The sequence below is a fragment of the Streptomyces sp. NPDC027962 genome (genome assembly GCF_055566095.1).
This window is the reverse complement of record NZ_JBVHTA010000004.1, coordinates 169,647-193,116: the sequence shown is the minus strand read 5'-3', so window position 1 is coordinate 193,116 and position 23,470 is coordinate 169,647. Positions and strand designations below refer to the sequence as shown.

Sequence of the window (23,470 nt, the reverse complement as noted above, 5' to 3'; positions counted from 1 at the left end):
GGCGCAGGCCCACCAGCCCAACGTTAAGGAGACACGCATGTGCCTTGCGGTACCCGGCAGAGTGCTGGGCGTCGAGGACAGGGACGGTACCCGCATGGCCACCGTCGACTTCGGCGGAGTGGTCAAGGAGGTATGCCTGGAGTACCTGCCGGACCTGCAGGTCGGCGAGTACGCCATCGTCCATGTCGGCTTCGCCCTCCAGCGGCTGGACGAGGAATCGGCCCGCAGAACACTGGAGTTGTTCGAGAACCTCGGCATGCTCCAGGAGGAGTTCGGTGACCCGTGGGAAGCGGCCGCCCACCTGGAAGAAGCGGAACGGCCGACGCAGGACGGCGTCGCCGGGGAGGTACAGCGGTGAAGTACATCGACGAATTCCACGACCCGGACCTGGCGGCACGGCTGCTCGACGAGATCCGCGGCGCGGTCACCCGGCCATGGGCACTGATGGAGGTCTGCGGCGGCCAGACCCACACCATCATCCGGCATGGCATCGACCAACTGCTGCCGGACGACGTGGAGTTGATCCACGGCCCGGGCTGCCCGGTGTGCGTGACACCGCTTGAAGTGATCGACAAAGCCCTCGAGATCGCCTCACGCCCCGGGGTGATCTTCTGCTCCTTCGGGGACATGCTGCGCGTGCCCGGCACCGGACGGGACCTCTTCCAGGTGCGCGGCACGGGCGGTGACGTCAGGGTGGTCTACTCGCCCCTCGACGCGCTGCGGATCGCCGAGCAGAACCCGGACCGGGAGGTCGTCTTCTTCGGCATCGGCTTCGAAACCACCGCACCCCCCAACGCGATGACGGTGTATCAGGCGCGCAAGCTCGGAATCCGCAACTTCAGTCTGCTCGTCTCGCACGTGCGCGTACCTCCGGCGATCGAAGCGATCATGCAGTCGCCGGACTGCCGTGTGCAGGCGTTCCTCGCTGCGGGCCACGTGTGCAGCGTGATGGGGACGGCGGAGTACCCGGAACTCGCCGAGCGCTTCCAAGTGCCCATCGTCGTGACCGGATTCGAGCCGCTGGACATCCTCGAGGGGGTGCGGCGCACCGTCCTGCAGCTGGAGCGCGGCGAACACACGGTGGACAACGCCTATCCGCGAGCCGTCAGGGCCGAGGGCAACCCGGCCGCCCGGGCCATGCTGGACGACGTCTTCGAGGTCACGGACCGGGCATGGCGTGGCATCGGCGTCATCCCCGACAGCGGTTGGCGGCTGTCCGAGCGCTACCGGGACTACGACGCCGAGTACCGCTTCTCGGTCGACGGCATCAACACCCGGGAACCGGCCGAGTGCCGCAGCGGGGAGGTCCTGCAGGGCCAGCTGAAGCCCCACGAGTGCGAGGCCTTCGGTACGACCTGCACACCCCGCACACCGCTGGGAGCCACGATGGTCTCCAACGAGGGTGCGTGCGCCGCGTACTACCTGTACCGGCGGCTCGAGCTGAAGGCCCCGGCCCCCGGAGCCTCGTCCCTGGAGGGCAGCGCCGTTGTCTGACACCACCAGCGCGCCCCGTCCCGCGGACCCGAACGCCGCGGAGGAGTGCGGCGAACGCGTCGGGCCGGACATGCTCTCCTGGACCTGCCCCGCACCGCTGCAAGACCGGCCCCGGATCGTGATGGGCCACGGCGGAGGCGGGGTCATGTCCGCCGAGCTCGTCGAGCAGGTCTTCGCCCCGGCCTTCGGCGGCCCGGTGCTGTCCGCCCTGACGGACTCCGCCGCCCTCGAACTCGGCGGGGCGCGGCTGGCCTTCTCCACGGACTCCTTCGTGGTGCGGCCCCTGTTCTTCCCCGGCGGCAGCATCGGCGACCTGGCCGTCAACGGGACGGTGAACGACCTTGCCATGAGCGGGGCCCGCGCCGCCTACCTGTCCTGCGGCTTCATTCTCGAGGAGGGCGTCGGGATCGACGTCGTCGGCCGCGTCGCCGAGACCCTCGGAGCGGCTGCCCGCGCGGCCGGGGTCGAGGTGGTGACGGGGGACACCAAGGTGGTGGAGGCCGGACACGGCGACGGCATCTACATCAACACCTCCGGTATCGGTCTGATCCCGCCCGGGGTCGATCTGCGCCCCCAGCGGGTCGTACCCGGCGATGTCGTGATCGTCAGCGGCGCCATCGGTGTCCACGGTGTGGCGATCATGAGCGTGCGGGAGGGCCTCGAGTTCGGGGTCGAGATCGAAAGCGACTGCGCGGCGCTCGGCGGCCTCGTCGACGCGATGCTCGCCGTCACGCCCGACCTGCACGTCCTGCGTGACCCGACACGCGGGGGACTGGCCGCCTCGCTCAACGAGATCGCGGCCGCGTCCGGGACGGGGATCGTCGTCCGGGAAAGGGCGGTGCCGGTGCCGCAACCCGTGCTCAACGCGTGTGCCGTGCTGGGTCTGGACCCGATGTACGTGGCGAACGAGGGCAAGCTGGTCGCCTTTGTCCCGCGTGAGCACGCCGAGCAGGTCCTGGCGGCCATGCGCGCCCATCCGCTGGGCGCGGAGGCCGCCGTGATCGGCGAGGTGGTCGACGAGCACCGCGGGATGGTGGTTGCCCGCACCGGCCTCGGCGGTACACGGGTCGTCGATCTGCCCGTCGGCGAACAGTTGCCGCGGATCTGCTGAGCCGCACCGGGGGGTGGGGCGGGGGCGCAGGGTGCCCGTCGCGTCCGGCGGATCGCGCTCAGGCGGTCCGTCCGCTTCCGCCGCGCCGGGTGTCCAGCGTCCAGGTGTGTGCGCAGCCCGGGCACTGCAGATGGACCCGGGAGCCCTCGTTCGAGATGAGATAGCGCCAGTGCTCGGAGCAGTTGCGCCGCTCCGCGCAGGTCACACAGCCCCGCGCGTCGTCACATCCGGGGCAGGCGACCCATGCCCGTCGGGCGCGGTCCGCCTGCGGATCAATGGGAAGGCGCATCGCCCGGCTCCCGTTCTGGCAGTACGCCCGCGGCCACAAGCCTGCGGTACACCTGCTCCTGCTCCGCGTCCAGGCCGGAGTAGAGGAGCGCATGGGCCGCCTCCTCCGAGCGGAGCGCGGCCACGGGGTCCCAGTCGGGCCCGAGAGCCGCCACGACCTCGGCCCGTCGTCGGGCCTCCTCGAGAGTGAGGTCGATGGCGAAGTTCAGGTGGTCGGGTGCGGAGCCCTGGTCCATGGGGGGTGCTTTCGGATGATGGTGCTACGAGCTGGATCCAGCCACGTCTACCAGAGCGGCCGACGCCCCGTGAAGACGGTGTGACGCACCTCATCGCTCCGGCTGCCGGCCGCATCGCTCCAGCCCGCTGCCCACCGGCTGCGGGCCGGCGCGCCGGCGGGGGCGCCGTTGGAGCGCCGTCGGTCCTGCCGGCGCTTACAGAGGCGGGTATCCCGCCGGACGACGACCTTGTCGTCGCCACGACGATCGGTGACAAGCGCAGTACCGCGGAGGCGGTCGGACGGCTGCTCAGCCTCCGCGAGCCGCCGACGGCCGTCTTCGCCGAACAGCACGAGCCGCCATCTCCGTCGCATGGACCCTGCGCAACAGCGATGTGGACGTGCCCGGCCGCGTATCGGTACTCCGCCTCGACGACCACCAACTCGCCGAGTGGTCCGACCTGTCCACCGTCGCCGAGTCCCCGTCGGACCTGGGGCGGGAAGCCGCCCGGCTGACGATCGCCCTCGTCAACGACGGAGAAGCGGACATGCCGCGGCACATCGTGCTCCCGACGCACCTGATCCCGCGCGCCGGCACCGCAACCCCTGTGGGGTGACCGGCCGGGACCCGGGGCTGGGGCGGACCCGCAGGCCACGAGCCTTACCCGCAGCGGCAGTTGCGGACTCCGGCCCCCAGATCCGTGCGCGGCTTCCCGAGCCCCGTCAGCTCTGCCTGCCGCAGCGCCACGTCAGCTCGGCGACGTCGGACGCACTGGCCGACGTCGGATGCCGGCGCCGGCGGCTGCCGATGACGTCGGTCAGCGAGATGAGCAGCGCGACGGCGACGAAGGCGACCGACACGAACAGCCCCGCGTCGTAGGCTCGCGCCCAGTCACCCCGGCCGACCTGCGCGAAGAAGACGGACCCCACGGCGGAGATACCGACGGCGGACCCGACCCGCTGCCCGGTCTGCAGCGTGCCGGCCGCGCTGCCCGCCGACCCCACCGGAACCCGGTTCAGCGTCAGCGTCTGGTTCGGCGAGATCACCAGACCGCTGCCCAGCCCGGCCAGCAGCAGCGGGGCCGCCATGGCCCACGCGATGCCCGGCCCGGGAACCAGTCGGACGGCGACCGCGGTCCCGGCGAGCCCCACGCCGACCATGGTCAGACCGACGGTGATCAGGGGCCTGCCGAACCGGCTCACCAGCCTGCCCCCCACGTGCGAGGAGAGTCCCGCGCCGGCCGCGAACGGGGTGATCGCCGCGCCGGCCATCAGCGCACTGAAGTGCAGACCGCTCTGCAGGTACAGCGTGCTGACGAAGAAGATCGAGGTGAATCCCGCGAAGTAGAAGAGGACGAGCAGGCACCCCAGCCAGTAACTGCGCACCCGGAACAGGGAAAGGTCGAGAACGGGCTCCTCCCCGCGCTTCTTCCAGCGGAGCTCCCAGCCCACGAAGCATGCGAGGAGAACCACCGCGAGGACGACGAGCAGCCACTTCTCCGGACTGTGCCACTGCTCCGCCTGGGCGAGCGGCAGGAGCAGCGCCAGCACCCCGCAGCCCAGGAGCAGCACGCCGAGGGGATCGAGCCGCCGAATGGTGAGCCGGGCCGCGGAAGGCGTGTCCGGCAGGAACCGCTTGGCGAGCACGAGGCAGACCGCCCCGATCGGCAGATTCACGTAGAACACCCAACGCCAGCCGTCCTGCGCACCGGCGAGTTGGATGAGGAATCCGCCGAGCAGCGGTCCGACGGCCGTGGAGACGGCCACGACAGTGCCGAACATGCCGAAGGCCCGTCCGCGCTCCGAGCCGGAGAACATCTGCTGGATCAGCGCCGAGATCTGGGGTGAGAGCAGGCCGCCCGCGAAGCCCTGGAGGACACGGGCGACGATGAGCCACGTGCCGGACTGGGCGGCCCCGCAGGCCGCGGAGGCGACGGTGAACAGGGCGAGGCCCAGCATGAACACCGTCCGCCGGCCCCACGCGTCACCCAGACGTCCGCCGGGGATCAGCAGGAGCCCGAAGGCCAGCGCGTACCCCGACAGGACCCACTGCAGGACCGACTCCGGAGCGTCGAGCCCCTCGCGGATCGAGGGGAGTGCCACGTTGACGATCGACACGTCCAGCAGCGTGATGAACCCTGCGATGAGACAGACCGTGAGCGCCGGCCACCGCCGCTCCCAGGACTGCTCCTCCTCTTCCTCGGGTGTCCGGGCACCGCCCGTCGGAGATTCACCGGGGTAATCCGATGTCACAGCAACCACCTCTCCGGCACACGGCCCGCGTCGAGACCCCTCGAGCGGCTCGTTCTCCAGCATCGGCCACTGTGGCAGCTTCACCGAGTGCAACGGGGTCGACCCGCACATGTGTCGTTCCCGTGACCGGACGGGCGGCGTGCCACTGGTCCGTACGAGGGCAAGGGCCGCTGCCTGTGCTCCAAGTGCACCCCGGCGCGCCTGCCCGGTGTACGGGCGAGGCCTGGTAATCAGGACTCCATGAAAGACAGCTCCATGCCCACGCCCGTGCCCATCCCGGCGGTGCTGACCGTGACCGCTGTCTCCACCGTCGAGCCGACCGACGAAGCCGACGAGGACAGCGGGGACTCGTGGATGGCCATCAGCACGGTCGAGCAGGGCCGGCTACTGCTGCACCTCTCGGGTGACACGTACCGTGCTGTGCTCCGGGCCGCGGAACTCCCAGCGGACCGGTCCGGCCCCGGACGCCTGACGCTGACGAGCCGGGAAATCGCTGCCTACCGCCGTTGGATCGCGCAGTACTCGTAGAGGCCGTGCGGGGGCGGGGCAGCCCGACAAGGCGGCAAAGGTGTTGGGAGCAGGTCACTTGCCTCCGTGTCGTCTTCTGCCGAGGCGCTGTGCGTGTTGTGACAGCAGCCGCTCGATGCGCCGCACTTGGGCACGTAGTTTCATGAGCTGAAGCTCTGCGGCTTCGATGCTCAGGGCCCGGAGGGTGACGTGGCGTGTCATTCGAGGCGGCGGCGGTCCTCGTCGGTCCACTGGCGGGTGTCGCGCGGTTCGACGTAGGGCTCTTGGTCGTGGGGATGGCCACCGGCGATGGCGCGCTCCCGGCTGAGTTCGGCGTCGAACTCGAGGCCGAGGAGGATCGCTAGGTTCGTGATCCACAGCCAGACCAGGAAGATGATCACGCCGGCGAGGGTGCCGTAGGTCTTGTTGTACGAGCCGAAGTTCGCCACGTAGAAGGCGAAACCGGCGGAAGCGATCAGCCAGATGACGACGGCGAGGACGCTGCCGGGGGAGACCCATGTGAACCCGCGGCCCTTCGCGTTCGGCGCCGCCCAGTACAGCAGCGCGATCATGAGGACCACGAGGACGACGAGAACGGGCCACTTCGCGATCGACCACACCGTCATCGCGGTGTCGCCGACACCGAGGGCGGAGCCGATGCGCTGGGCGATGCCGCCCGAGAGGACGACGATCAGCGCGCCGGCACAAGCCATGATCAAGAGCGCCACCGTCATTCCGAGCCGCACCGGAAGCACTTTCCACGTCGGTCGTCCCTCGGGCAGGTCGTAGACGGCGTTCGATGTGCGGATGAACGCGGCCACGTACCCGGAGGCCGACCAGACCGCCAGGACCAGACCGATGATCGCCAGGACGGAACTCGTGCCGCCACTGCCCTGCAGTTGCGTCACCGCGTTCGTGAGCACATCGCGGGCCGGCCCCGGTGCGAACTGCTGGAGGTTGTCCAGCACCTTCTGGGTCGCGCCCTGCCCGGCGACTCCCAGGAGGGACACCAGTACCAGCAGAGCCGGGAACAGGGAAAGGATGCCGTAGTAGGTGAGGGCTGCCGCCCGGTCGGTGAGCTCGTCGTCCTTGAACTCCTTGGCCGTCCGGCGCAGCACCTGTCCCCACGACTTCTTCGGCATGGCGGTCGGGCTGCCGGGGGCGGCGCGCTCCGTGTCGGGAGCCGGACCGGGGAGGCTGTCCGTCCCGTCGGCGGGCGGCGGTCCGGCCCCCTCGGGGCGGTGAGGCCGCTCGGAGGAGGCCGGCCGGTCACGATGTCCCACTTTCGGAAGGTGTGCCATGTCGGGCGGGTGTCCGGCTTCATGCGCGGGAAACCTGCCCGCACTCCTCAGCCGGGCCAGGTGCCGGTGACGCGCCTGACGGCGGTGGCGCCACCACGGTCCACAGTGGCTTTGACGAGCGCGAAGATCGCGCCCTGCAACGCGGCGGCGAGCAGGACCTCACGCCACGTGCGGTCCTCGTCGGTGGCGTCCGGGGCCTCCTCGTCGTGCCCGAGATGCTTCCACACCTGGCCGAACGCCGCTCCCGCCAGTGCGCCGCCGGTCGCGCCGAGTGCCAGGCCGATCGGCTTGTACGCGATCTTCGATGCCTTCATCGCCGGCTCCTGCGCCGTGCCAGCACCACCAGCAGCAGGAGCGCCGCAGCCACAGCCCCGGCGGCCAGCAGCGGGCCCGGGTTCCCGCGGGCCGTCTCGGCAGCGTGGTGCGCCTTGTCCTGCACGGGCGGCGCCTTGTGCCGAAGCCTGTCGCCGACCGTCGAGACGGACGCGGCGATGTGCTCCTTGGCGTGCACGGCCTTCGCCGCGGCGTGGTCCTTCACCTCGGCAGCCGTCTGCTGCGCGCGGGCCTTCAGGTCGGCCTTCGCGGCGAGTGCTTCCACGGTCCTGCCCAGCTGCTCACGGGTGTCCTCGACCTGGGCGCGCAGCTCGTCGGGGCTCGCGCCCGCGTCGGGCCGGTTGCCGTTCGGGGAGGAGTTGCTGCTCATCGATGGACCCTTTCCTTGATCTCCTGCACGTCCCTGTGCAGGCTGTCGATCGCCCTCTCGGGCTTCGGCGGGGTGGCCTCGCGGATGTTCTTCTTCCCCGCGGCGGCCAGGATCGCGGCGATCAGGAACAGGACGGCGCTGATGATCAGCGCGGCTGCCCACCACGGCAGGACAAGGGCCAGCGCGATGATCGCTGTGGCGACCAGCGCCTGCAGCCCCAGGACCGCGACCAGGCCGGCGCCGCCGAACAGGCCGCCGCCTCTGCCGAAGCGCTTGCCCTTCTGCGTCATCTCCGCCCGCGCCAGTTGCATCTCCTCGCGGATCAGCTGCGAGATCTGCTGCGACGCCTGGGAGACCAGCGCGCCGACCGGCTCGTCCGAAGTGTCCCGATGCGTTTGCCTCATCAACCTTCACCACCTTGAGGTTTCATGCACTCACCACCCTGAGGCTTCATGCGCTGCGGGTTTCCCGATCCGCGCGGTTCATGACAGCGGATCCCGTATTCCTCGTATGCGCCGTGCGCCGTGCGCCGTGCGCCGTCAGACGTGACGTAGCTCCCGCCCGTGGGAGATCGACTCCACCCGTACCGATCGGTACCGTCCACGGGAACAGCGGATGCCGGTCCCGGCAACCGGAGTGACATCACCACCTCCGCGCGCCCGCAAGAGGTCGCGCGCGCCCGCAACACGACAGGGGAGATTGATGTTCCGCAAGGTATTGGTCGCCAACCGGGGCGAGATCGCGATCCGCGCCTTCCGCGCCGCGTTCGAACTCGGCATCTCCACCGTCGCCGTGTATCCCTACGAGGACCGCAATTCGCTTCACCGGGCCAAGGCGGACGAGGCCTACCAGATCGGTGAAAAGGGCCATCCGGTACGGGCCTACCTCTCCGTCGACGAGGTGATCAAGGCCGCGCGCAAGGCCGGTGCCGACGCCATCTACCCCGGATACGGCTTCCTGTCGGAGAACCCCGACCTCGCCGCCGCGTGCGCCGAGGCCGGGATCACCTTCGTCGGGCCGCCCGCTTCCGTGCTGAACCTCACCGGCAACAAGTCCCGCGCGGTGGCGGCCGCCCGCGAGGCCGGGGTCCCCGTACTGCAGTCGTCCGAGCCGTCCACGGACGTGGACACGCTGGTCGGCGCGGCCGACTCCATCGGGTTCCCGGTGTTCGTCAAGGCCGTCGCCGGCGGCGGCGGGCGGGGAATGCGGCACGTCGCCGAGCCCGCCGAGCTGCGGGAGGCGATCGACGCGGCGATGCGCGAGGCGGAGTCGGCGTTCGGGGACGCCACCGTCTTCCTGGAGCAGGCCGTCGTCAACCCACGCCACATCGAAGTGCAGATCCTCGCCGACGCCGAAGGGAATGTCGTCCACCTGTACGAGCGGGACTGCTCGGTGCAGCGGCGTCACCAGAAGGTCGTCGAGATCGCGCCCGCGCCCAATCTCGACCCCGAACTGCGCGAGCGCATCTGCGCCGACGCCGTCGCGTTCGCCAGGCATATCGGGTACGTCAACGCGGGCACGGTGGAGTTCCTCGTCGACGAGCGCGGCAACCATGTCTTCATCGAGATGAACCCCCGCATCCAGGTGGAGCACACGGTCACCGAGCAGGTCACCGGACGGGACCTGGTGATCGGGCAGTTGCGGATCGCCGCGGGCAGGACGCTGCCGGAACTGAACCTGACGCAGGAGGACATCGTCCTCACCGGCACGGCCCTGCAGTGCCGTATCACCACCGAGGATCCCGCCAACGGCTTCCGCCCCGACACCGGCACCATCTCCGCGTACCGCTCCCCGGGCGGCCCCGGCGTACGGCTCGACGGCGGCACCGTGCACACCGGCGCCGAAGTGTCCGCCCACTTCGACTCGATGCTGGTCAAGCTGACCTGCCACGGCCACGACTTCGCCAACGCCGCCCGCCGCGCACGGCGTGCGATCGCCGAGTTCCGTATCCGCGGAGTCGCCACCAACCTGCCCTTCCTCGGCGCCGTACTCGACCACCCCGGCTTCCGCGAGGGCCGTGTCACGACGAGTTTCATCGCCGACCATCCGGAGCTGCTCCGGGCGCGCCCCTCGGCCGACCGCGGCAGCCGCATGCTCACCTATCTCGCCGAGACGACCGTCAACCGTCCCCACGGCCCGCGTCCCCAGGTCATCGACCCGGCCGCCAAGCTCCCTCCCGTCTCGCCGGCCGGCCCGCCCGCCGAAGGCTCCCGGCAGCGCCTTGCGGCGCTCGGGCCGGAGGCGTTCGCGGCGGAGCTGCGCGCGCAGCGGGCCGTCGCGGTGACGGACACGACCTTCCGTGACGCGCACCAGTCCCTGCTGGCCACCCGGGTGAGGACGCGCGACCTGCTGGCCGTCGCCCCACATGTCGCGCGCACAGCACCGGAGTTGCTGAGCCTGGAGTGCTGGGGCGGCGCCACCTACGACGTGGCCCTGCGCTTCCTCGCAGAGGATCCCTGGGAGCGGCTCGCGGCCCTGCGGGAGGCGGTGCCCAACATCTGCACCCAGATGCTGCTGCGTGGGCGCAACACCGTCGGCTACACGCCCTACCCCGTCGAGGTGACCGACACCTTCGTCGCCGAGGCGGCGGCGACCGGCATGGACATCTTCCGGATCTTCGACGCGCTCAACGACGTCTCGCAGATGCGTCCCGCCATCGACGCTGTACGGTCCACCGGCACCGCGCTGGCCGAGGTCGCCCTGTGCTACACCGCGGACCTGTCGGACCCGGCCGAAGAGCTGTACACGCTGGACTACTACCTGCGCCTCGCCGAGCAGATCGTCGACGCCGGCGCGCACGTGCTGGCCATCAAGGACATGGCGGGCCTGCTGCGTCCACCCGCCGCCCGCACCCTGGTGACCGCCCTGCGCGAGCGCTTCGACCTCCCGGTGCATCTGCACACCCACGACACGGCGGGCGGTCAGCTCGCGACGCTGATCGCCGCGATCGACGCGGGCGTCGACGCCGTCGACGCAGCCGTCGCCTCGATGGCGGGCACCACCAGCCAGCCGTCCCTGTCGGCGCTCGTGGCGGCCACCGACCACACCGAGCGCGCAACCGGGCTCTCGCTGGACGCGGTCGGGGGGCTCGAGCCGTACTGGGAAGCGATGCGCAAGGTCTACGCACCTTTCGAGTCGGGGCTCGCCTCGCCCACCGGGCGTGTGTACCACCACGAGATCCCCGGCGGACAGCTGTCGAACCTGCGTCAGCAGGCCATCGCGCTCGGCCTCGGCGACCGCTTCGAGCTGATCGAGGACTGCTACGCCGCCGCCGACCGGATGCTGGGCCGGCTGGTCAAGGTGACCCCGTCCTCGAAGGTGGTGGGAGACCTCGCCCTGCACCTGGTCGGAGCAGGGGTCGAGGCGGCCGACTTCGAGGCAGACCCCGGCAAGTTCGACGTGCCGGACTCCGTGATCGGATTCCTGCGCGGCGAGCTGGGCGACCCGCCCGGCGGCTGGCCCGAGCCGTTCCGCACGCGGGCACTCCAGGGCCGCCCGGCGCATGCCGAGACCCCGACCCTGTCGGAGGAGGACCGCCAGGGGCTGGCAGGGGACCGGCGGGCGACGCTGAACCGCTTGCTGTTCCCGGGCCCGACCAAGGAGTTCGACGCCCACCGCGAGGCGTACGGAGACACGTCCGTGCTGCCCACGCAGGACTTCTTCTACGGCTTGGAGCCGGACGCCGAGCACACGGTCCCCCTGGAGCCCGGTGTCACACTCCTGATCGAGCTGGAGGCGATCTCCGAGGCCGACGAGCGGGGCTTCCGTACGGTACTGGCCACGCTCAACGGCCAGATGCGTCCGGTGTCCGTGCGGGACAAGTCCGTCGCCACCGAGGTCAAGGCCGCGGAGAAGGCCGAGCGCGGCAACGACCGCCATGTCCCCGCGCCGTTCGCGGGCGTCGTGACGCTCCAGGTGGAGGAGGGCGCTTCGGTGTCGGCGGGTCAGACGGTGGCCACCATCGAGGCGATGAAGATGGAGGCCTCCATCACCGCGCAGGCCGCAGGCACGGTCGCGCGGCTGGCGATCGGGAAGATCCAGCAGGTCGAAGCGGGAGATCTGCTCATCGAGATCGGCTGACACCTGTTTCGAGCACGCGCGCGCGGCCGGCCCCGGTGATGTTCCTGGGCCGGCCGCCCGCATACGGGACCGTCGCCGGTCACCGGTCCGCCGCGGACAGGACCGACCCCGTGACGGACAGCTCGCCGCCGAACTGGGCCACCTGCGACACGGTCACGTTCTCGAACGTGAGTGTGCGGGTGGGAGCGCCGGAGCGGGAGAGCCACGAAGGCAGGGCGTCGGGAGTCACGGTGACGCTGCGGTCCGCAGGGAGCGGCGCGCCCCCCAGACCGGTGACCGTGCCGGACAGCTTCCGGGTGTACAGCGTCACCACGTCCTTGCCCTCGGCCGTGGAGGTGGTCCCGGCCCTGGCCCGCAGACGAACCGTCGCGCCGGAGCTGCTCGCTGCCAGGTCGAGACCGGTGATGTCCATCGACCGGGCGGTGAACTTCAGAGCCCGCGAAGGCCCGGCCGCGGTCCGCCGGGTGACCACGCCGTGGAAGGCGCTGCCGTGCAGAACGAGTCTGCCGACCCGCATCACCCAGGGGACGTTCGCGGGACGGTCCGCCGTGCCACGGGCGCGGGTCGTCTCGCGGGCGTCGCCGACGCCGGGCGGCATGCCGACGGCCACCGGTGCTCCCAGCAACAGGGCCGCCGGCAGGGCAACCAGCGCCGGCGTCCTCGTGAGGAACCGCGGCGACCGGCTGCTCACTCGGAACGCCGGCCGGGCGCGGACGGGGCTGCGTGGCTCGGCATGGGGCCTCACTGCGGGACGGCCGGGCGGGTCCTCAGGTTCCACTTCGGCCTTCCCCCGCCGGGACGGCCGCGGAGCTGCGGTTCGGCGGCTCGGCATCGGCTGTGGGAGGTGCCCAGGCACACGCCAGTGAACCACCGACCAGCCCACAGATGAGACCGAGGAACAGGCCCCCGAAGTTCGCGACGGGAAACGAGACGAGAACGAGCAGCAGGGTCGCGATGCCTGCGAACACCCGCACCTGCTGCTGGAGCCAGAGGGTGACGCCGAGGACCATCAGCAGCACCCCGATGATCATGGCACCGGCGCCGGCGGTGGTGGACAGCGCCAGCGGGATGCCGGCCACGGTCAGGTGCACGTAGGGGAAGTAGATGATGGGCAGGCCGGCCGCGAGGGTGAACAGCCCCGCCCAGAAGGGCCGTCCGCGCCGCCACCCCCTGAAGCGTCGCAGGGTGTCCGCGGCGGCGGCACGCACGTCGTGACGTCTGCCGGTGAGATCGAAGAACACGGAAACAATCCAAGGTGACGAGGGAGCCGGCGCAGTGCGCGCTTTGCGACGAGAGGTCAGAAGCACTCGTGACTGCCTTGCTTGAGCCTCAGGCGGAGGTCGGGGACCTTCATCGTGCTTGCGGAGACCGCGACCGCCGTCGCCTCCACGTCGGTCAGGACCGCCGAGACCGCCTGCTGTGCGACGCCGTTCGGGTCGAAGAACCGCGAGTCCCTGTCCTCCGGGTTGATCGGCCCCTTACGGACCGCACCCGCCGCCACTCCGATGTCGAGGTCTTTGAGATTCGCCTGCCCGACCGACAGGCCCGTCGCGTCGATGAACAAGTTCTTCGCCTCGGTCGTCTCCCCGTCTCCGCCGGTGAGCCGCAGCGTGTACGGGCCCAGGACCGGGACCGGAACCACCACGGACTGGCACAGCCCGCTGATCCTCGCCGACCGCATACCCGTGACCGCGACCGGTACGAGCGTGCCCTTCTTGGTCACGTCGACCATGCCGTAAATGCTCAGCCCGCGGACGTTCATGGTGTCCGCACCGACCTGGAACCTCTGGCCGGAGATGAAGAACGACGCGGCCAGCGCTCCTTGGGCCATGCCGACACCGAGAGCCGCAGCGGCTGTGGCACCCGCGCCGAGGACCAGGGCGAAGCGCTTCCAGCGGGTCCTGCCGAAGCTGTGCGACATTCCGTCCCCTCCGGTCAGGAAGCTCCCCCCGCAGCCGGACAGGGGGAGGGGATGATCACGCCAGTGACGGATCTTAGGCTCCCCGCGCCGTCCGCCGACGGCACGTCAGCAGGGGCATACGGGTGACGTCTGATCCCCATGGGCGGGCCGAAGCCGGCGAAGCCCCGGCCGGACCCCTCCGATGCCTTCCCGTCGCTGCTCCGGCCCCGACCGGGTCCGCATCATGCGCCGGCACGGGCAGGTCTGACGTGCGGAAACCGGGGTATCCGCCGGATCGGACCAACCAGCGACAGAGAGGAGCGCCGGCATGTCGGCGGTCACCCACGATGTAGTCGAGCTGATCCTGCAGGACCACCGCAGGATGGAGGAGCTCTTCCGCACGATGCGCAACGTCGGAGCCGATCGCGCGGCCGCCGTCCGCGAGTTCGCCGCGCTGCTCATCGCCCACGCCTTGGCCGAGGAGGACGAGGTCTATCCCGCGCTGCGACGGTACAAGAACGTGGACGAGGACGACGTCGAGCACGGCGTGCACGAGCACGAGGAAGCCAATGAAGCGCTGCTCGCGCTGCTCGAGGTGGGGGACACCACGACCGGGGAGTGGGAGGAGAAGCTCGAAGAGCTCGTCACGGCGGTCAACCACCACGCGGACGAGGAGGAGCGGACACTGCTCAACGACGCGCGCGAGAACGTCGGGGACGAGCGTCGGCAGGAACTGGGCAAGGCGTTCCTCGAGTCACGTGCGAAGCATCTGGACGCCGATTGCGGCAGCGTCCGGTACGTGACCGAACTGGTGGCCTCCCGCAGGGACTGACCCTCCCCTCGAAGGCCGGTGGCTGCGAGCCGGGATCGATTCTCCGGTGCGCGCACCCGACAGCCTCGCGGCCGCGGGCGCGTGGGGCGCGAGCCCGGCAAGATCCAAACGGGAGCCCTAGACTCGGCGGATGGCGAAGTACTTCGACGTGCACCCCGAGAACCCTCAGCGGCGCACCATCAGCACTGTGGCTGACAGCATCAGGTCCGGCGCGCTCGTCGCGTACCCCACTGACTCGTGTTACGCGTTGGGATGCCAGCTCGGCAGTCGCGACGGCATCAGCCGGATCCGGTCGATCCGCAATCTCGACGACCGGCACCACTTCACCCTCGTGTGCCAGAACTTCGCGCAGCTGGGCCAGTTCGTGCACATCGACAACGACGTCTTCCGCGCGATCAAGGCTGCCACGCCCGGCAGTTACACCTTCATCCTTCCGGCGACGAAGGAAGTGCCGCGGCAGTTGCTGCACCCGAAGAAGAAGACGGTCGGCGTCCGGATCCCCGACCACGCCGTTGTGCAGGCTCTCCTTGCCGACCTCGGTGAGCCGCTTCTCTCCAGCACCCTGCTCCTGCCCGACGAGGAAGAGCCGCTGACACAGGGCTGGGAGATCAAGGAGCGGCTCGATCATGTCGTCGACGCCGTGATCGACTCCGGCGACTGCGGGACGGAGCCGACGACGGTCATCGACTTCTCCGGTGGCGAACTCGAGATCGTGCGCCGAGGGGCGGGGGACACCGCGCGGTTCGAGTAGCCGCGTCGACGCCTGCGCCGGCCGACGGCCAAAGCGGCTCATTCCGAGCTGAACCGCCCGGGTCGCTCTCCCGTGGGAGAGGGCGCCCCGGGCGGTCGCGCGTCAAGCACACGCCGCCAAAGGTGCATGATCGGACAGAAGTTACTTATCGGTATGGCGTGACTTCATACACGCGCAGCAGTAGAACGTGTTGCCGTTCACTCCAAAAGTGAGGGACATCACATGACACCTCCCACCGCGCACGATCCGTGTTCCAGAGGGTTGTCGCGTCGCGCATTCATCGCTGGAACCAGTTCTCTTTACGGCGCCGTGCTCCTCGCCGGTCGGGCCTCCGCAACCCAGACGCAGTCACCCGCCGCCACAGCCCCGATCACGGACGGGGCGCACGTCCCGGCTCTGATCATCGGCACCGGATACGGCGGCTCCGTCGCCGCCCTGCGCCTCGCCAGGGCAGGCGTCGACGTGCACATGATCGAGATGGGCATGTCCTGGGACACCCCCGGGCCGGACGGAAAGGTCTTCGCCAACACGACCAGGCCGGACCACCGGTCCTTCTGGCTTCGCACCAGGACCAAACAGCCCCTCAGCCACTTCCTCGGCTTCCCGCTCGACAAGGACGTGCCCCGTCACACCGGAATCCTGGACGCCGAGGAGTTCGGTGGCATCACGGTCTACCAGGGCCGCGGTGTCGGCGGCGGCTCGCTGGTCAACGGCGGCATGGCCGTGACCCCGAGACGGGAGAACTTCGGCGCCATCCTGCCGTCGGTGGACACCGAGGATATGTACGGCATCTACTACCCGCGCGCCAACGCCGCGCTCGGGGTCGCCCAGGTCGACCAGGGCTGGTGGGAGGCGGCAGACTGCTACCAGTACGCCCGGGTCGGCCGGAAGCACGCCCAGCGCTCAGGCTTCCCCTTCGTCTTCGTGCCCAACGTGTACGACTGGGACTACATGGAGCAGGAAGCGGCCGGAGCCGTCCCGAAATCGGCGCTGGTGGGCGAAGTCCTGTTCGGCAACAACCACGGCAAGAAGTCGTTGCCCAAGACCTACCTCGCCCAGGCCGCGGCGACGGGCAGAGTCTCCGTCTCGCCGCTGCACAAGGTCACCTCGGTCGCCCCCGCGGCCGGTGGCCGCTACACGGTCGTCATCGAACAGATCGACACCCGAGGTGACATCACCGCCACCAAAGCCGTGAGCGCGGACAAGGTGTTCTTCGCGGCCGGCAGCGTCGGCACGTCGAAACTGCTGACCAAGCTGAAGGCCACCGGCGTACTGCCCGGCCTCAACGGCGAGATCGGCAAGGGCTGGGGCGACAACGGCAACGTCATGTGCGGCCGCGCCAACCACATGTGGGACGCGACCGGCAAGCTCCAGGCGTCCATGCCCACCGCCGGCATCGACAACTGGCAGGCCGGCGGTGCGTTCGCCGAAGTCGCACCACTGCCCACCGGGATCGAGACGTACGCCTCGTTCTACCTGTCCATCACCAAGAACCCGCACCGCGCCGCATTCACCTGGAACGCCACCGCCGGCAAGGTCGACCTCGACTGGCAGACCGCCTGGAAACAGCCGTCCATCGACGCCGCACGGACCATCTTCGACAGGATCAACGCCAAGGAGGGGACCATCTACCGGACCGACCTCTTCGGTACGTACAAGATCTGGGGCGACCATCTCACCTACCACCCCCTCGGCGGCGCGGTGCTCGACAAGGCCACCGACAACTACGGCCGGCTCCACGGCCACCCGGGCCTGTACGTCATCGACGGCTCGCTGATCCCCGGCAACGCAAGCGTCAACCCGTTCGTCACCATCACGGCACTCGCCGAACGGAACATCGAGAAGATCATCGCCACCGACCTGTGACGGTGGCTCACGGCCGGCACGACCCAGCCGTCCGGATCACCTCAGTGACCGGGCAGTGTGCACACGGTGTCGAGGCCCAGCACATGGTTGAGCCGGCCGAACGCCAGCCACGACCCGATGCTCATGCTCAGCTCCACGATCTCGACCTGGCTGTAGTGCGCCGTCATCCGGCCCCAGAACTCGTCGTCGAAACCGTGGTGATCCAGGGCGTACCGCTCCGCGTACTCGGCGGCCAACCGGGTGCGGTCGTCAAAGGCGCGGGTGGTGCGCCACCGGGTCACCGCGTCCGCGAAGCCGTCCTCGACCTTCTCGCCGTCGCGTTCGGTCCGCCAGTCGAGGCAGAAGGCGCAGCCGTTGATCTGGGCGGTCCGCAGCCGCGCGGCCTCGAACTCCCGCAGCCCGAGGGTGGTGTGGGCGTACACCGCCAGCGAGAAGTCCGCGGCGGCGGTTCCGATGCCGGGGACCATCTCACCCCACACGTACTCGATCGGGTTCCTGCCCTCGGGGATGTCGATGTTCATCGTCGTCTCCTTCCCAGCTTCCCGACTGCGGGGCGCAGTGGGACGTCGAGCGCGTCATAGAGGCCCGGTTCCGCGTCCACGAGCCAGTCGACAGCGCTCACCAGCCGGCCCACCGCAGTTGCGTTCCCGCCCGCGGAGCGGTTCTCGCCCTCGTCGGTGGCCTCGACCGTGACCTCGATACGCGGACGGCCCTCGATGATCACCCGGTGCGCCCCGCTGCCGTCGGGCGGCGCGGGCCAGTCAGGTGCGCAGGAGGGGTGGATGCGGGTGATGTGCTCGATGACGATGCGAGGTTCGCCTTCGACGATTCCCTGCACCTCGAACCGCACCGCCCCCTGGGTGCCCGCTGCGAACTCGCCCATCGTCCTGGTCCGCACCGTGGCGTCCAGCGGCCGACGCTCCAGGGTCTCGCGGATCTCGTCGAGCTCGACGCCGAGCGCCCTCGCCATCAGCCGGATCTGCCCGCCCCACACCATGGTCGGCACGGAAGGCGCGAGCATCGGCGGCTCGTACTCCATCGGCCGGCCCATCCCGATCAGGTACCGGACCGAGTCGGGCTGGTCGTAGGTGGAGTAGTCGAACATCTCCTGGCAGCGGATCGCGTCGACGGTCGTACCGAGCCCGCTGATCAGCAGTGGCAGCACGTCGTTGCCCCAGCCCGGGTCGACGCCGGAGACGAACAGCGAGCCGCCTCCCTCGGCGACGGCGGCGAGCACCGGGTCCCGCAGCTCCGGCGGTGCGCTCGGGGGATCGTAGAGGGCGTACATCGAAGGGGTGACGACGACGGCCCCGGCCCTGACCGCCCGGACCACGTCGGCGAGAGCCTCGTCGGGCCGGATGTCGCCGGAGGCCGCGTACACCACCGCCCGCGGTCCGGCGGCCAGCACCGCCTCGACGTCGTCGGTCGCGGCGACCCCCAGTTCACGGCCGAGACCGCCGAGATGACCCGCGTCACGGCCGACCTTGTCGGGGTTGTGAACGACGACCGCCGCGAGTGTCAGTGAGGGATGGGCGTCCACGGCACGGATGGCCGCGCGGCCGACGTTGCCGGTACCCCAGACCACCGTGGGAATCATGCGCCGGAGGGTAACCCCGGTGCCTCCAGGTTCCCAGAGCCATGCCGCAGGCAATGAGCAGAGGTTGTGGGGCGCCGACGCTGGTGGTGGTGACACCAGACTCGGCACGCACTCCCTGCGCGGCGCCGCGGCCCGTCGGCATGGGTGCATCTGATGGACACCCAGGGAGTCCGCGACCACGGCTCCGTTTGGGGCACGGCCCCGAAGGGCTTGCGCCGGGCGGTCATCGCGGCCCGCGCCCCCGCCGCCGCGGATGGCTGTCGTGTTCACGTACTTCTCGGGAAGCGGCCACGTCGCGGGCCATCGCGGGTCACCAACCCACAAGAGACTTCTGGCGGTTCACACCGAACAGCCAAGGAGGACCTGTGGGTACTCGTCCCGTTTCCCGGCGGCAGCTGCTCGGCTTCGGCGGTGCCGGTGCCGCCGCACTGATGCTCGGCACCGGTGAGTGGGGCTCCGGCTCCGCCTTCGCCGCCCCGGCCATGAACGGCGACCCGTTCTCGCTCGGCGTCGCCTCCGGCGAGCCGCAGCCCGACGGCGTGGTGCTCTGGACGCGTCTGGCCCCCGACCCGTTCGCACCGGACGGCATGGGCGGCATGCCCGCCCAACCAGTGCGTGTGTACTACGAGTTGGCCGACGACGAGCGGTTCCGGCGCGTGGTGCGCACCGGCAGTGCCGTGGCCTCGCCCGAACTGGCCCACTCCGTACACCCCGAGATACGCGGGCTCCGGCCGAACCGTGTGTACTACTACCGGTTCCGCGTGGGCAGCGACATCTCACCGGTCGGCCGGACGAGGACCACGCCCCTGTCGTGGACGACCCCGAGGGACCTGACGTTCGCCTTCGCCTCCTGCCAGGCCTGGCACGACGGCTACTACACCGCCTACGAGCACATGGCGGACGAGGACCTCGACCTGGTGGTGCACCTGGGCGACTACCTCTACGAATACGGCGTCAAGACGAACAAGCGCGGGGTGACGACCGACGCCAAGTTCCACACGGAGACCGTCGACCTCGCCCGCTACCGGCTCCAGTACGGCCTCTACAAGTCGGAGGCCCCACTGCAGCAGGCGCACGCCCGCTTCCCGTGGATCATGACGTTCGACGACCACGAGGTGGAGAACAACTGGGCCGACGGCATACCCGAGAAGAACCAGGACCCGGCTGCGTTCGTCCAGCGCAGGGCAGCCGCGTTCCAGGCCCTGTACGAGCACGCGCCGCTGCGTCACACGCAGTTGCCCAAGGGCCCCGACGTCCAGATGTACCGCAGGCTCCCCTACGGGAGGCTCGCCGACTTCACCATGCTGGACACCCGGCAGTACCGGGACGACCAGCCGTGCGGCGACGGCATCTCCGCCGACTGCGCCGACCGCTTCGCCCCCGACCGGAGCCTGCTGGGCGCAGAGCAGCGCGCCTGGGTGCTGAACGGCTTCAGCCGGTCCGCCGCGCGCTGGCACGTACTGGGAAACCAGGCCCCGATGGGCCAGACCGACCACGACGCCGGCCCCGGCACCACCGTCTGGATGGACCCCTGGGACGGCTATGTCGCCGAGCGCAACCGGCTGCTGTCAGAGGCGGACAACCGTGGGGTGCGCAACCTCGTCGTCATCACCGGCGACCGTCACCAGAACTACGCCTGGGACCTCAAGCGCGACTACGCGGACCCCGAATCCGCCACGGTCGGAGCTGAGTTCGTCGGTACGTCGATCACCAGCGGTGGCGACGGCGCCGACATGACGGCGGAGGGCACGCGCTTCCTCGCCGCCAACCCGCACATGAAGTTCTTCAACGGACAGCGCGGCTATGTTCGGGTACGCGTCGACCGCAAGCGGTGGACGAGTGACTTCCGCGTCCTGCCGTATGTCACCCGGCCCGGCGCACCGATCACCACCCGCGCGACGGCCGTCGTCGAGCACGGCGTCCCCGGCGTCCAGATCTGACGGCAGCCGGGCGACTGCCTCCGCGTACAGCACCGGGCCGGGCCGGATTCGTCCGGCCCGGCCCTGTGGTCGAAGGTGCGTCCTCGCCGGTCAGCCCTGGGCGCGGCCAGTGAGGAGGTCACGAACCCGGTCCACCATGCCCATGCCGGGGGCCAGGAGCTTGTTGGCCGGCGGCGTGGACGGAGCGGAGGGGTGCGGGCGGGTCGGGGCGGACTCCTTGGCACGGCGGACCTTGTCGCCGAGCTCCATCAGCAAATCCGCGTTGCACGACTCGGCGAGTGCCGGAAACAGCCGCTTCTCCTCGTCGGTGACATGCGAGGTGACCGCGGACTTCAGCTGCGTGATCAGCGTGTCGAAACGCGGGTCGTCGGACTGGCAGCCCTCGAGCTCCTTCAGCATGCGCTCGACCTTGGCGTGGTCGGCGATCTCCTCGTCCGCGAGGTCGTCGCCGTCGTCGACGTAGCGCCGCACCGCGGGGTAGAGGTACTCCTCCTCCGCGACGGAGTGCCGCACGAGTTCCTTGGTCAGCTCGTCCGCCAGCTCCCGTCGGCGCGGGTCTCCGACGCGCTGGGCTTCGATCTCTGCGAACATCTGGTCGACCTCGCGGTGGTCGGCCGTCAGCTCCTGGATGACATTCCCGCCGTGTCCCATGTCCTGGCGTCCTCTCTCGCTTCTGCGAAGAATCCCCCCACGGGCGTTGCTGCCGCGCCTCATCGGCGACATTAACGCGGGTGTCCCGCTCCGGCGCGCGCACGCGGCGGGGGAGCACGCACAAGATCCACCGCGCAGGCTCACCGATGGCGCGGTGACGCGGGAGACGCCGGCAACGAAGACGTCAGGCCATGTCCGGCAGGGACAGCCCGAGCCGTGCGCGCAGCAGGCCGTGGTGCAGCGCGGCGACGGGAGCCAGCAGATCGGGATGGCGCAGCAGCGCGGCCGCCTGGCGGTCGCTTTCGTCGGGCGAGACCAGACGCCGGTAGGCGCCCGACGCACCGCCGGCGAGGCCGGCCACCGCCGCCGAGGCGAGCTCGGCGCTGCTGAGCAGACAGGCCGCCCAGCTGGCGACGACCTCGTCGACCCAGGTGCGCCAGGCATGCTGTTCCGACGTAACCGGTGTTCGGCGGGCCGAATTGCTCAGAAAGTCGAGCCGTGCGGATCCGCCGGGGCCGGCCATGGCCACGAGAGAGGCGTCCATCGGCGTCGGGTAGCGCAGCAGGGCGGCGGCTGTGACGGCCTGACGCGCCTGCGCCTCGCAGAGCGCCGACGCCATCGCGCCGCCGGCGGCCGGATAGGCGCGCGTGAGCCAGGTGGCGGTCGCCGCTATGAGAGGGGACAGATCGGCATGCACAGCGGGGCCGCCCGGTCGGAAGAAAGCGGGGTGACGGACATAGTGGGGCGAAGATACAGCCGGTGCTCCTGGGGAGAAATGACGCACGTCACGCGGGACGAGTGGGACCGCCGGACGCTGCACGGGCCGGGACCGGGGCACTGCCAGGCGCTGGGACCGCCGGACCGCTGCGGGCGCCGGGTGCCGGCAACAGACCGGACCGCCGTGGGCGCCGGGCCTGCCGGCTGCCGGCACTGCCAGTACCGCCAGTACGCCGGGCGCTCCGTACCGCCAGACGCCGGGGGCGCTGGACGCGCCGGGACGGTAGGGAGCCGGGAGCGCCGGGGCGCCCTGGTTGGCTGGAACCGCCGGACCGCCGGACCGCCACGAATGCCGCTTCCGGGGCCGCCGGCACTGCCAGTACGCCGGGTGCCGGACGCGCCGGGAGCAGGGAGCCGGGACCGCCGAGGTCGGCCAGGTCGGCTGGAACCGCCGGGCCGCCGGGCCGCCGGACCGCCGGGGCCGGGGTGCCCAGGCCCCCAGGACCGCCGAAACCACCGGGCGGGCCGGTCGCACCCTGCAGCTCGGCCGCGTACGGCGGCTCCGCTCCCGCCTTCGAGCAGGTCAGCGCCGCCGCCCGGGCGACGAAGCTCAGGACCTGGTTCCACTCCTGACCCGGGTCGATCAGAGCCTCACCGGCGACGACGACCACGAAGCATTCCCCTACGGGCCACACAGTCCGCCCTGTGGGCTGATCGGATTCGGCCAGTGGCCAGGGCGTTCACCGTGTGACCGGCGGCGCGCCCGCTGCGGCGGCCCTGACGACGGCGGCCGCCGCGGGTGCGGCATCGAGGACCGGGGGCGTGGAGCGCGACGCGCGGGCGAGCATGAAGGCGCCTTCCAGGAGGGCGATCACCGAGGTCGCCGTCGGGCGGGACGCGGAGATGCCGCAGGAGCCGTAGAAGGCGGCGAGGGCCTCGGCCCAGAAGTCGAACACCTCCGCGGTGGCCACGCGCAGCGACTCTCTGGTGCCCGCCACTTCCAGGGCGATGGTCGCGAGGGGAAAGGGAGCGGCGAAGTCGAGATCGACCAGGGTCTGCGCGGCTCCGGTGAACGCCTCCGCGGTCAGCTCGACGGGGGCGCCTGGCCGCTCTGCTGCCCAGGGGCGAGTACGTCGAGATCCCGGATGCCCGCACCCTGATCCCCCTGTACAAAACCCCGGGGCGCTCTGTGCCGAGCTGCGCTGCTTCGTGAAGGAGTCCCGCGGGCAGGACGAGTGGTCCCGGGCCTGCAAGGCCGCCGTGTG

The 23,470-nt window shown here is 70.5% G+C and carries 25 protein-coding genes; 10 read left to right on the top strand and 15 right to left on the bottom strand.

Going from position 1 to position 23,470, the window contains the following annotated elements:
- The first annotated feature begins 37 nt into the window (after nucleotides 1-37).
- The 3 genes from ACZ4SA_RS05680 to hypE are packed head-to-tail and all read left to right on the top strand — an operon-like array spanning nucleotide 38 to nucleotide 2,605.
- Nucleotides 38-358 (top strand): HypC/HybG/HupF family hydrogenase formation chaperone, encoded by a 321-nt coding sequence (locus ACZ4SA_RS05680; protein WP_403864198.1) that lies wholly within the window; start codon nucleotides 38-40, stop codon nucleotides 356-358.
- Nucleotides 355-1,494 (top strand): hydrogenase formation protein HypD, encoded by a 1,140-nt coding sequence (hypD, locus tag ACZ4SA_RS05675; protein WP_468270169.1) that lies wholly within the window; start codon nucleotides 355-357, stop codon nucleotides 1,492-1,494. Before ACZ4SA_RS05680 ends, hypD begins: the two co-directional genes overlap by 4 nt.
- Nucleotides 1,487-2,605 (top strand): hydrogenase expression/formation protein HypE, encoded by a 1,119-nt coding sequence (hypE, locus tag ACZ4SA_RS05670; RefSeq protein WP_468270167.1) that lies wholly within the window; start codon nucleotides 1,487-1,489, stop codon nucleotides 2,603-2,605. Before hypD ends, hypE begins: the two co-directional genes overlap by 8 nt.
- A 58-nt stretch (nucleotides 2,606-2,663) precedes the next feature.
- Here the strand turns inward: hypE and ACZ4SA_RS05665 are convergent, their stop codons facing one another.
- Nucleotides 2,664-2,894, bottom strand: a complete 231-nt coding sequence (locus ACZ4SA_RS05665) for a hypothetical protein (RefSeq protein WP_468270165.1) — start codon at nucleotides 2,892-2,894, stop codon at nucleotides 2,664-2,666.
- Complete coding sequence (locus ACZ4SA_RS05660; RefSeq protein ID WP_468270163.1) at nucleotides 2,878-3,129, bottom strand: DUF6400 family protein; 252 nt, start codon at nucleotides 3,127-3,129, stop codon at nucleotides 2,878-2,880. Before ACZ4SA_RS05660 ends, ACZ4SA_RS05665 begins: the two co-directional genes overlap by 17 nt.
- 379 nt (nucleotides 3,130-3,508) lie before the next feature.
- Between ACZ4SA_RS05660 and ACZ4SA_RS05655 the strand changes: the two genes are divergently transcribed.
- Nucleotides 3,509-3,724, top strand: a complete 216-nt coding sequence (locus tag ACZ4SA_RS05655; RefSeq protein WP_468270161.1) for a substrate-binding domain-containing protein — start codon at nucleotides 3,509-3,511, stop codon at nucleotides 3,722-3,724.
- 106 nt (nucleotides 3,725-3,830) lie between these two features.
- Here ACZ4SA_RS05655 and ACZ4SA_RS05650 read toward each other — a convergent pair whose 3' ends face one another.
- Nucleotides 3,831-5,423, bottom strand: coding sequence for an MFS transporter (locus ACZ4SA_RS05650; protein ID WP_468270333.1), 1,593 nt, complete (start codon nucleotides 5,421-5,423; stop codon nucleotides 3,831-3,833).
- A 177-nt stretch (nucleotides 5,424-5,600) separates the two neighbouring features.
- Between ACZ4SA_RS05650 and ACZ4SA_RS05645 the strand changes: the two genes are divergently transcribed.
- Nucleotides 5,601-5,888, top strand: coding sequence for a hypothetical protein (locus tag ACZ4SA_RS05645; protein WP_468270159.1), 288 nt, complete (start codon nucleotides 5,601-5,603; stop codon nucleotides 5,886-5,888).
- A gap of 197 nt (nucleotides 5,889-6,085) precedes the next feature.
- On the opposite strand, the gene ACZ4SA_RS05640 is transcribed toward ACZ4SA_RS05645, so the two are convergent.
- From ACZ4SA_RS05640 to ACZ4SA_RS05625, 4 genes are read right to left on the bottom strand one after another with little or no spacing between them, the layout of a single operon-like run.
- Nucleotides 6,086-7,168 carry a YihY/virulence factor BrkB family protein gene (locus ACZ4SA_RS05640; RefSeq protein ID WP_468270157.1) on the bottom strand — a complete coding sequence of 361 codons (1,083 nt, stop codon included), beginning with the start codon at nucleotides 7,166-7,168 and terminating at the stop codon, nucleotides 6,086-6,088.
- Between the two features lie 47 nt (nucleotides 7,169-7,215).
- Nucleotides 7,216-7,482, bottom strand: a complete 267-nt coding sequence (locus ACZ4SA_RS05635; protein ID WP_468270155.1) for a DUF4235 domain-containing protein — start codon at nucleotides 7,480-7,482, stop codon at nucleotides 7,216-7,218.
- Nucleotides 7,479-7,871 (bottom strand): DUF3618 domain-containing protein, encoded by a 393-nt coding sequence (locus ACZ4SA_RS05630; protein WP_468270153.1) that lies wholly within the window; start codon nucleotides 7,869-7,871, stop codon nucleotides 7,479-7,481. Before ACZ4SA_RS05630 ends, ACZ4SA_RS05635 begins: the two co-directional genes overlap by 4 nt.
- Nucleotides 7,868-8,275: a phage holin family protein gene (locus ACZ4SA_RS05625; RefSeq protein ID WP_468270151.1), complete on the bottom strand. Its 408-nt coding sequence runs from the start codon at nucleotides 8,273-8,275 to the stop codon at nucleotides 7,868-7,870. Before ACZ4SA_RS05625 ends, ACZ4SA_RS05630 begins: the two co-directional genes overlap by 4 nt.
- Nucleotides 8,276-8,573: 298 nt before the next feature.
- Between ACZ4SA_RS05625 and ACZ4SA_RS05620 the strand changes: the two genes are divergently transcribed.
- The gene (locus ACZ4SA_RS05620; protein ID WP_468270150.1) at nucleotides 8,574-11,951 is read left to right on the top strand and encodes a pyruvate carboxylase; all 3,378 of its coding nucleotides are present in this window, start codon (nucleotides 8,574-8,576) and stop codon (nucleotides 11,949-11,951) included.
- Nucleotides 11,952-12,030: 79 nt separating this feature from the next.
- Here ACZ4SA_RS05620 and ACZ4SA_RS05615 read toward each other — a convergent pair whose 3' ends face one another.
- The 3 genes from ACZ4SA_RS05615 to ACZ4SA_RS05605 all read right to left on the bottom strand — a co-directional run bounded on the left by ACZ4SA_RS05615 (nucleotide 12,031) and on the right by ACZ4SA_RS05605 (nucleotide 13,872).
- Nucleotides 12,031-12,561, bottom strand: a complete 531-nt coding sequence (locus ACZ4SA_RS05615; protein WP_468270148.1) for a hypothetical protein — start codon at nucleotides 12,559-12,561, stop codon at nucleotides 12,031-12,033.
- Nucleotides 12,562-12,718: 157 nt separating this feature from the next.
- Nucleotides 12,719-13,192 (bottom strand): DUF6114 domain-containing protein, encoded by a 474-nt coding sequence (locus ACZ4SA_RS05610; protein WP_468270146.1) that lies wholly within the window; start codon nucleotides 13,190-13,192, stop codon nucleotides 12,719-12,721.
- 56 nt (nucleotides 13,193-13,248) lie between these two features.
- Entirely contained in the window at nucleotides 13,249-13,872 is a 624-nt protein-coding gene (locus ACZ4SA_RS05605) for a DUF6230 family protein (RefSeq protein ID WP_468270144.1), read from the bottom strand.
- Nucleotides 13,873-14,179: 307 nt separating this feature from the next.
- Here ACZ4SA_RS05605 and ACZ4SA_RS05600 point away from each other — a divergent pair, with 307 nt between their 5' ends.
- The 3 genes from ACZ4SA_RS05600 to ACZ4SA_RS05590 all read left to right on the top strand — a co-directional run bounded on the left by ACZ4SA_RS05600 (nucleotide 14,180) and on the right by ACZ4SA_RS05590 (nucleotide 17,300).
- Complete coding sequence (locus ACZ4SA_RS05600; protein ID WP_468270142.1) at nucleotides 14,180-14,683, top strand: hemerythrin domain-containing protein; 504 nt, start codon at nucleotides 14,180-14,182, stop codon at nucleotides 14,681-14,683.
- Between the two features lie 130 nt (nucleotides 14,684-14,813).
- Nucleotides 14,814-15,434, top strand: a complete 621-nt coding sequence (locus ACZ4SA_RS05595) for an L-threonylcarbamoyladenylate synthase (protein ID WP_356630290.1) — start codon at nucleotides 14,814-14,816, stop codon at nucleotides 15,432-15,434.
- Nucleotides 15,435-15,656: 222 nt separating this feature from the next.
- Entirely contained in the window at nucleotides 15,657-17,300 is a 1,644-nt protein-coding gene (locus ACZ4SA_RS05590; RefSeq protein ID WP_468270140.1) for a GMC oxidoreductase, read from the top strand.
- 41 nt (nucleotides 17,301-17,341) lie between these two features.
- On the opposite strand, the gene ACZ4SA_RS05585 is transcribed toward ACZ4SA_RS05590, so the two are convergent.
- Together ACZ4SA_RS05585 and ACZ4SA_RS05580 are read right to left on the bottom strand one after the other, a co-directional pair.
- Nucleotides 17,342-17,821 (bottom strand): carboxymuconolactone decarboxylase family protein, encoded by a 480-nt coding sequence (locus ACZ4SA_RS05585; protein ID WP_468270138.1) that lies wholly within the window; start codon nucleotides 17,819-17,821, stop codon nucleotides 17,342-17,344.
- Complete coding sequence (locus ACZ4SA_RS05580; RefSeq protein ID WP_468270136.1) at nucleotides 17,818-18,897, bottom strand: NAD(P)H-dependent amine dehydrogenase family protein; 1,080 nt, start codon at nucleotides 18,895-18,897, stop codon at nucleotides 17,818-17,820. Before ACZ4SA_RS05580 ends, ACZ4SA_RS05585 begins: the two co-directional genes overlap by 4 nt.
- Before the next feature lie 431 nt (nucleotides 18,898-19,328).
- On the opposite strand from ACZ4SA_RS05580, the gene ACZ4SA_RS05575 reads away from it, so the two are divergent.
- Nucleotides 19,329-20,837, top strand: coding sequence for an alkaline phosphatase D family protein (locus ACZ4SA_RS05575; protein ID WP_468270331.1), 1,509 nt, complete (start codon nucleotides 19,329-19,331; stop codon nucleotides 20,835-20,837).
- Nucleotides 20,838-20,927: 90 nt separating this feature from the next.
- Here the strand turns inward: ACZ4SA_RS05575 and ACZ4SA_RS05570 are convergent, their stop codons facing one another.
- The 3 genes from ACZ4SA_RS05570 to ACZ4SA_RS05560 all read right to left on the bottom strand — a co-directional run bounded on the left by ACZ4SA_RS05570 (nucleotide 20,928) and on the right by ACZ4SA_RS05560 (nucleotide 23,458).
- Nucleotides 20,928-21,488 carry a hemerythrin domain-containing protein gene (locus ACZ4SA_RS05570; protein ID WP_468270134.1) on the bottom strand — a complete coding sequence of 187 codons (561 nt, stop codon included), beginning with the start codon at nucleotides 21,486-21,488 and terminating at the stop codon, nucleotides 20,928-20,930.
- A 184-nt stretch (nucleotides 21,489-21,672) separates the two neighbouring features.
- The gene (locus tag ACZ4SA_RS05565) at nucleotides 21,673-22,185 is read right to left on the bottom strand and encodes a hypothetical protein (protein ID WP_468270132.1); all 513 of its coding nucleotides are present in this window, start codon (nucleotides 22,183-22,185) and stop codon (nucleotides 21,673-21,675) included.
- A gap of 760 nt (nucleotides 22,186-22,945) precedes the next feature.
- Complete coding sequence (locus ACZ4SA_RS05560; RefSeq protein ID WP_468270130.1) at nucleotides 22,946-23,458, bottom strand: LmrA/YxaF family transcription factor; 513 nt, start codon at nucleotides 23,456-23,458, stop codon at nucleotides 22,946-22,948.
- Nucleotides 23,459-23,470 lie beyond the last annotated feature (12 nt).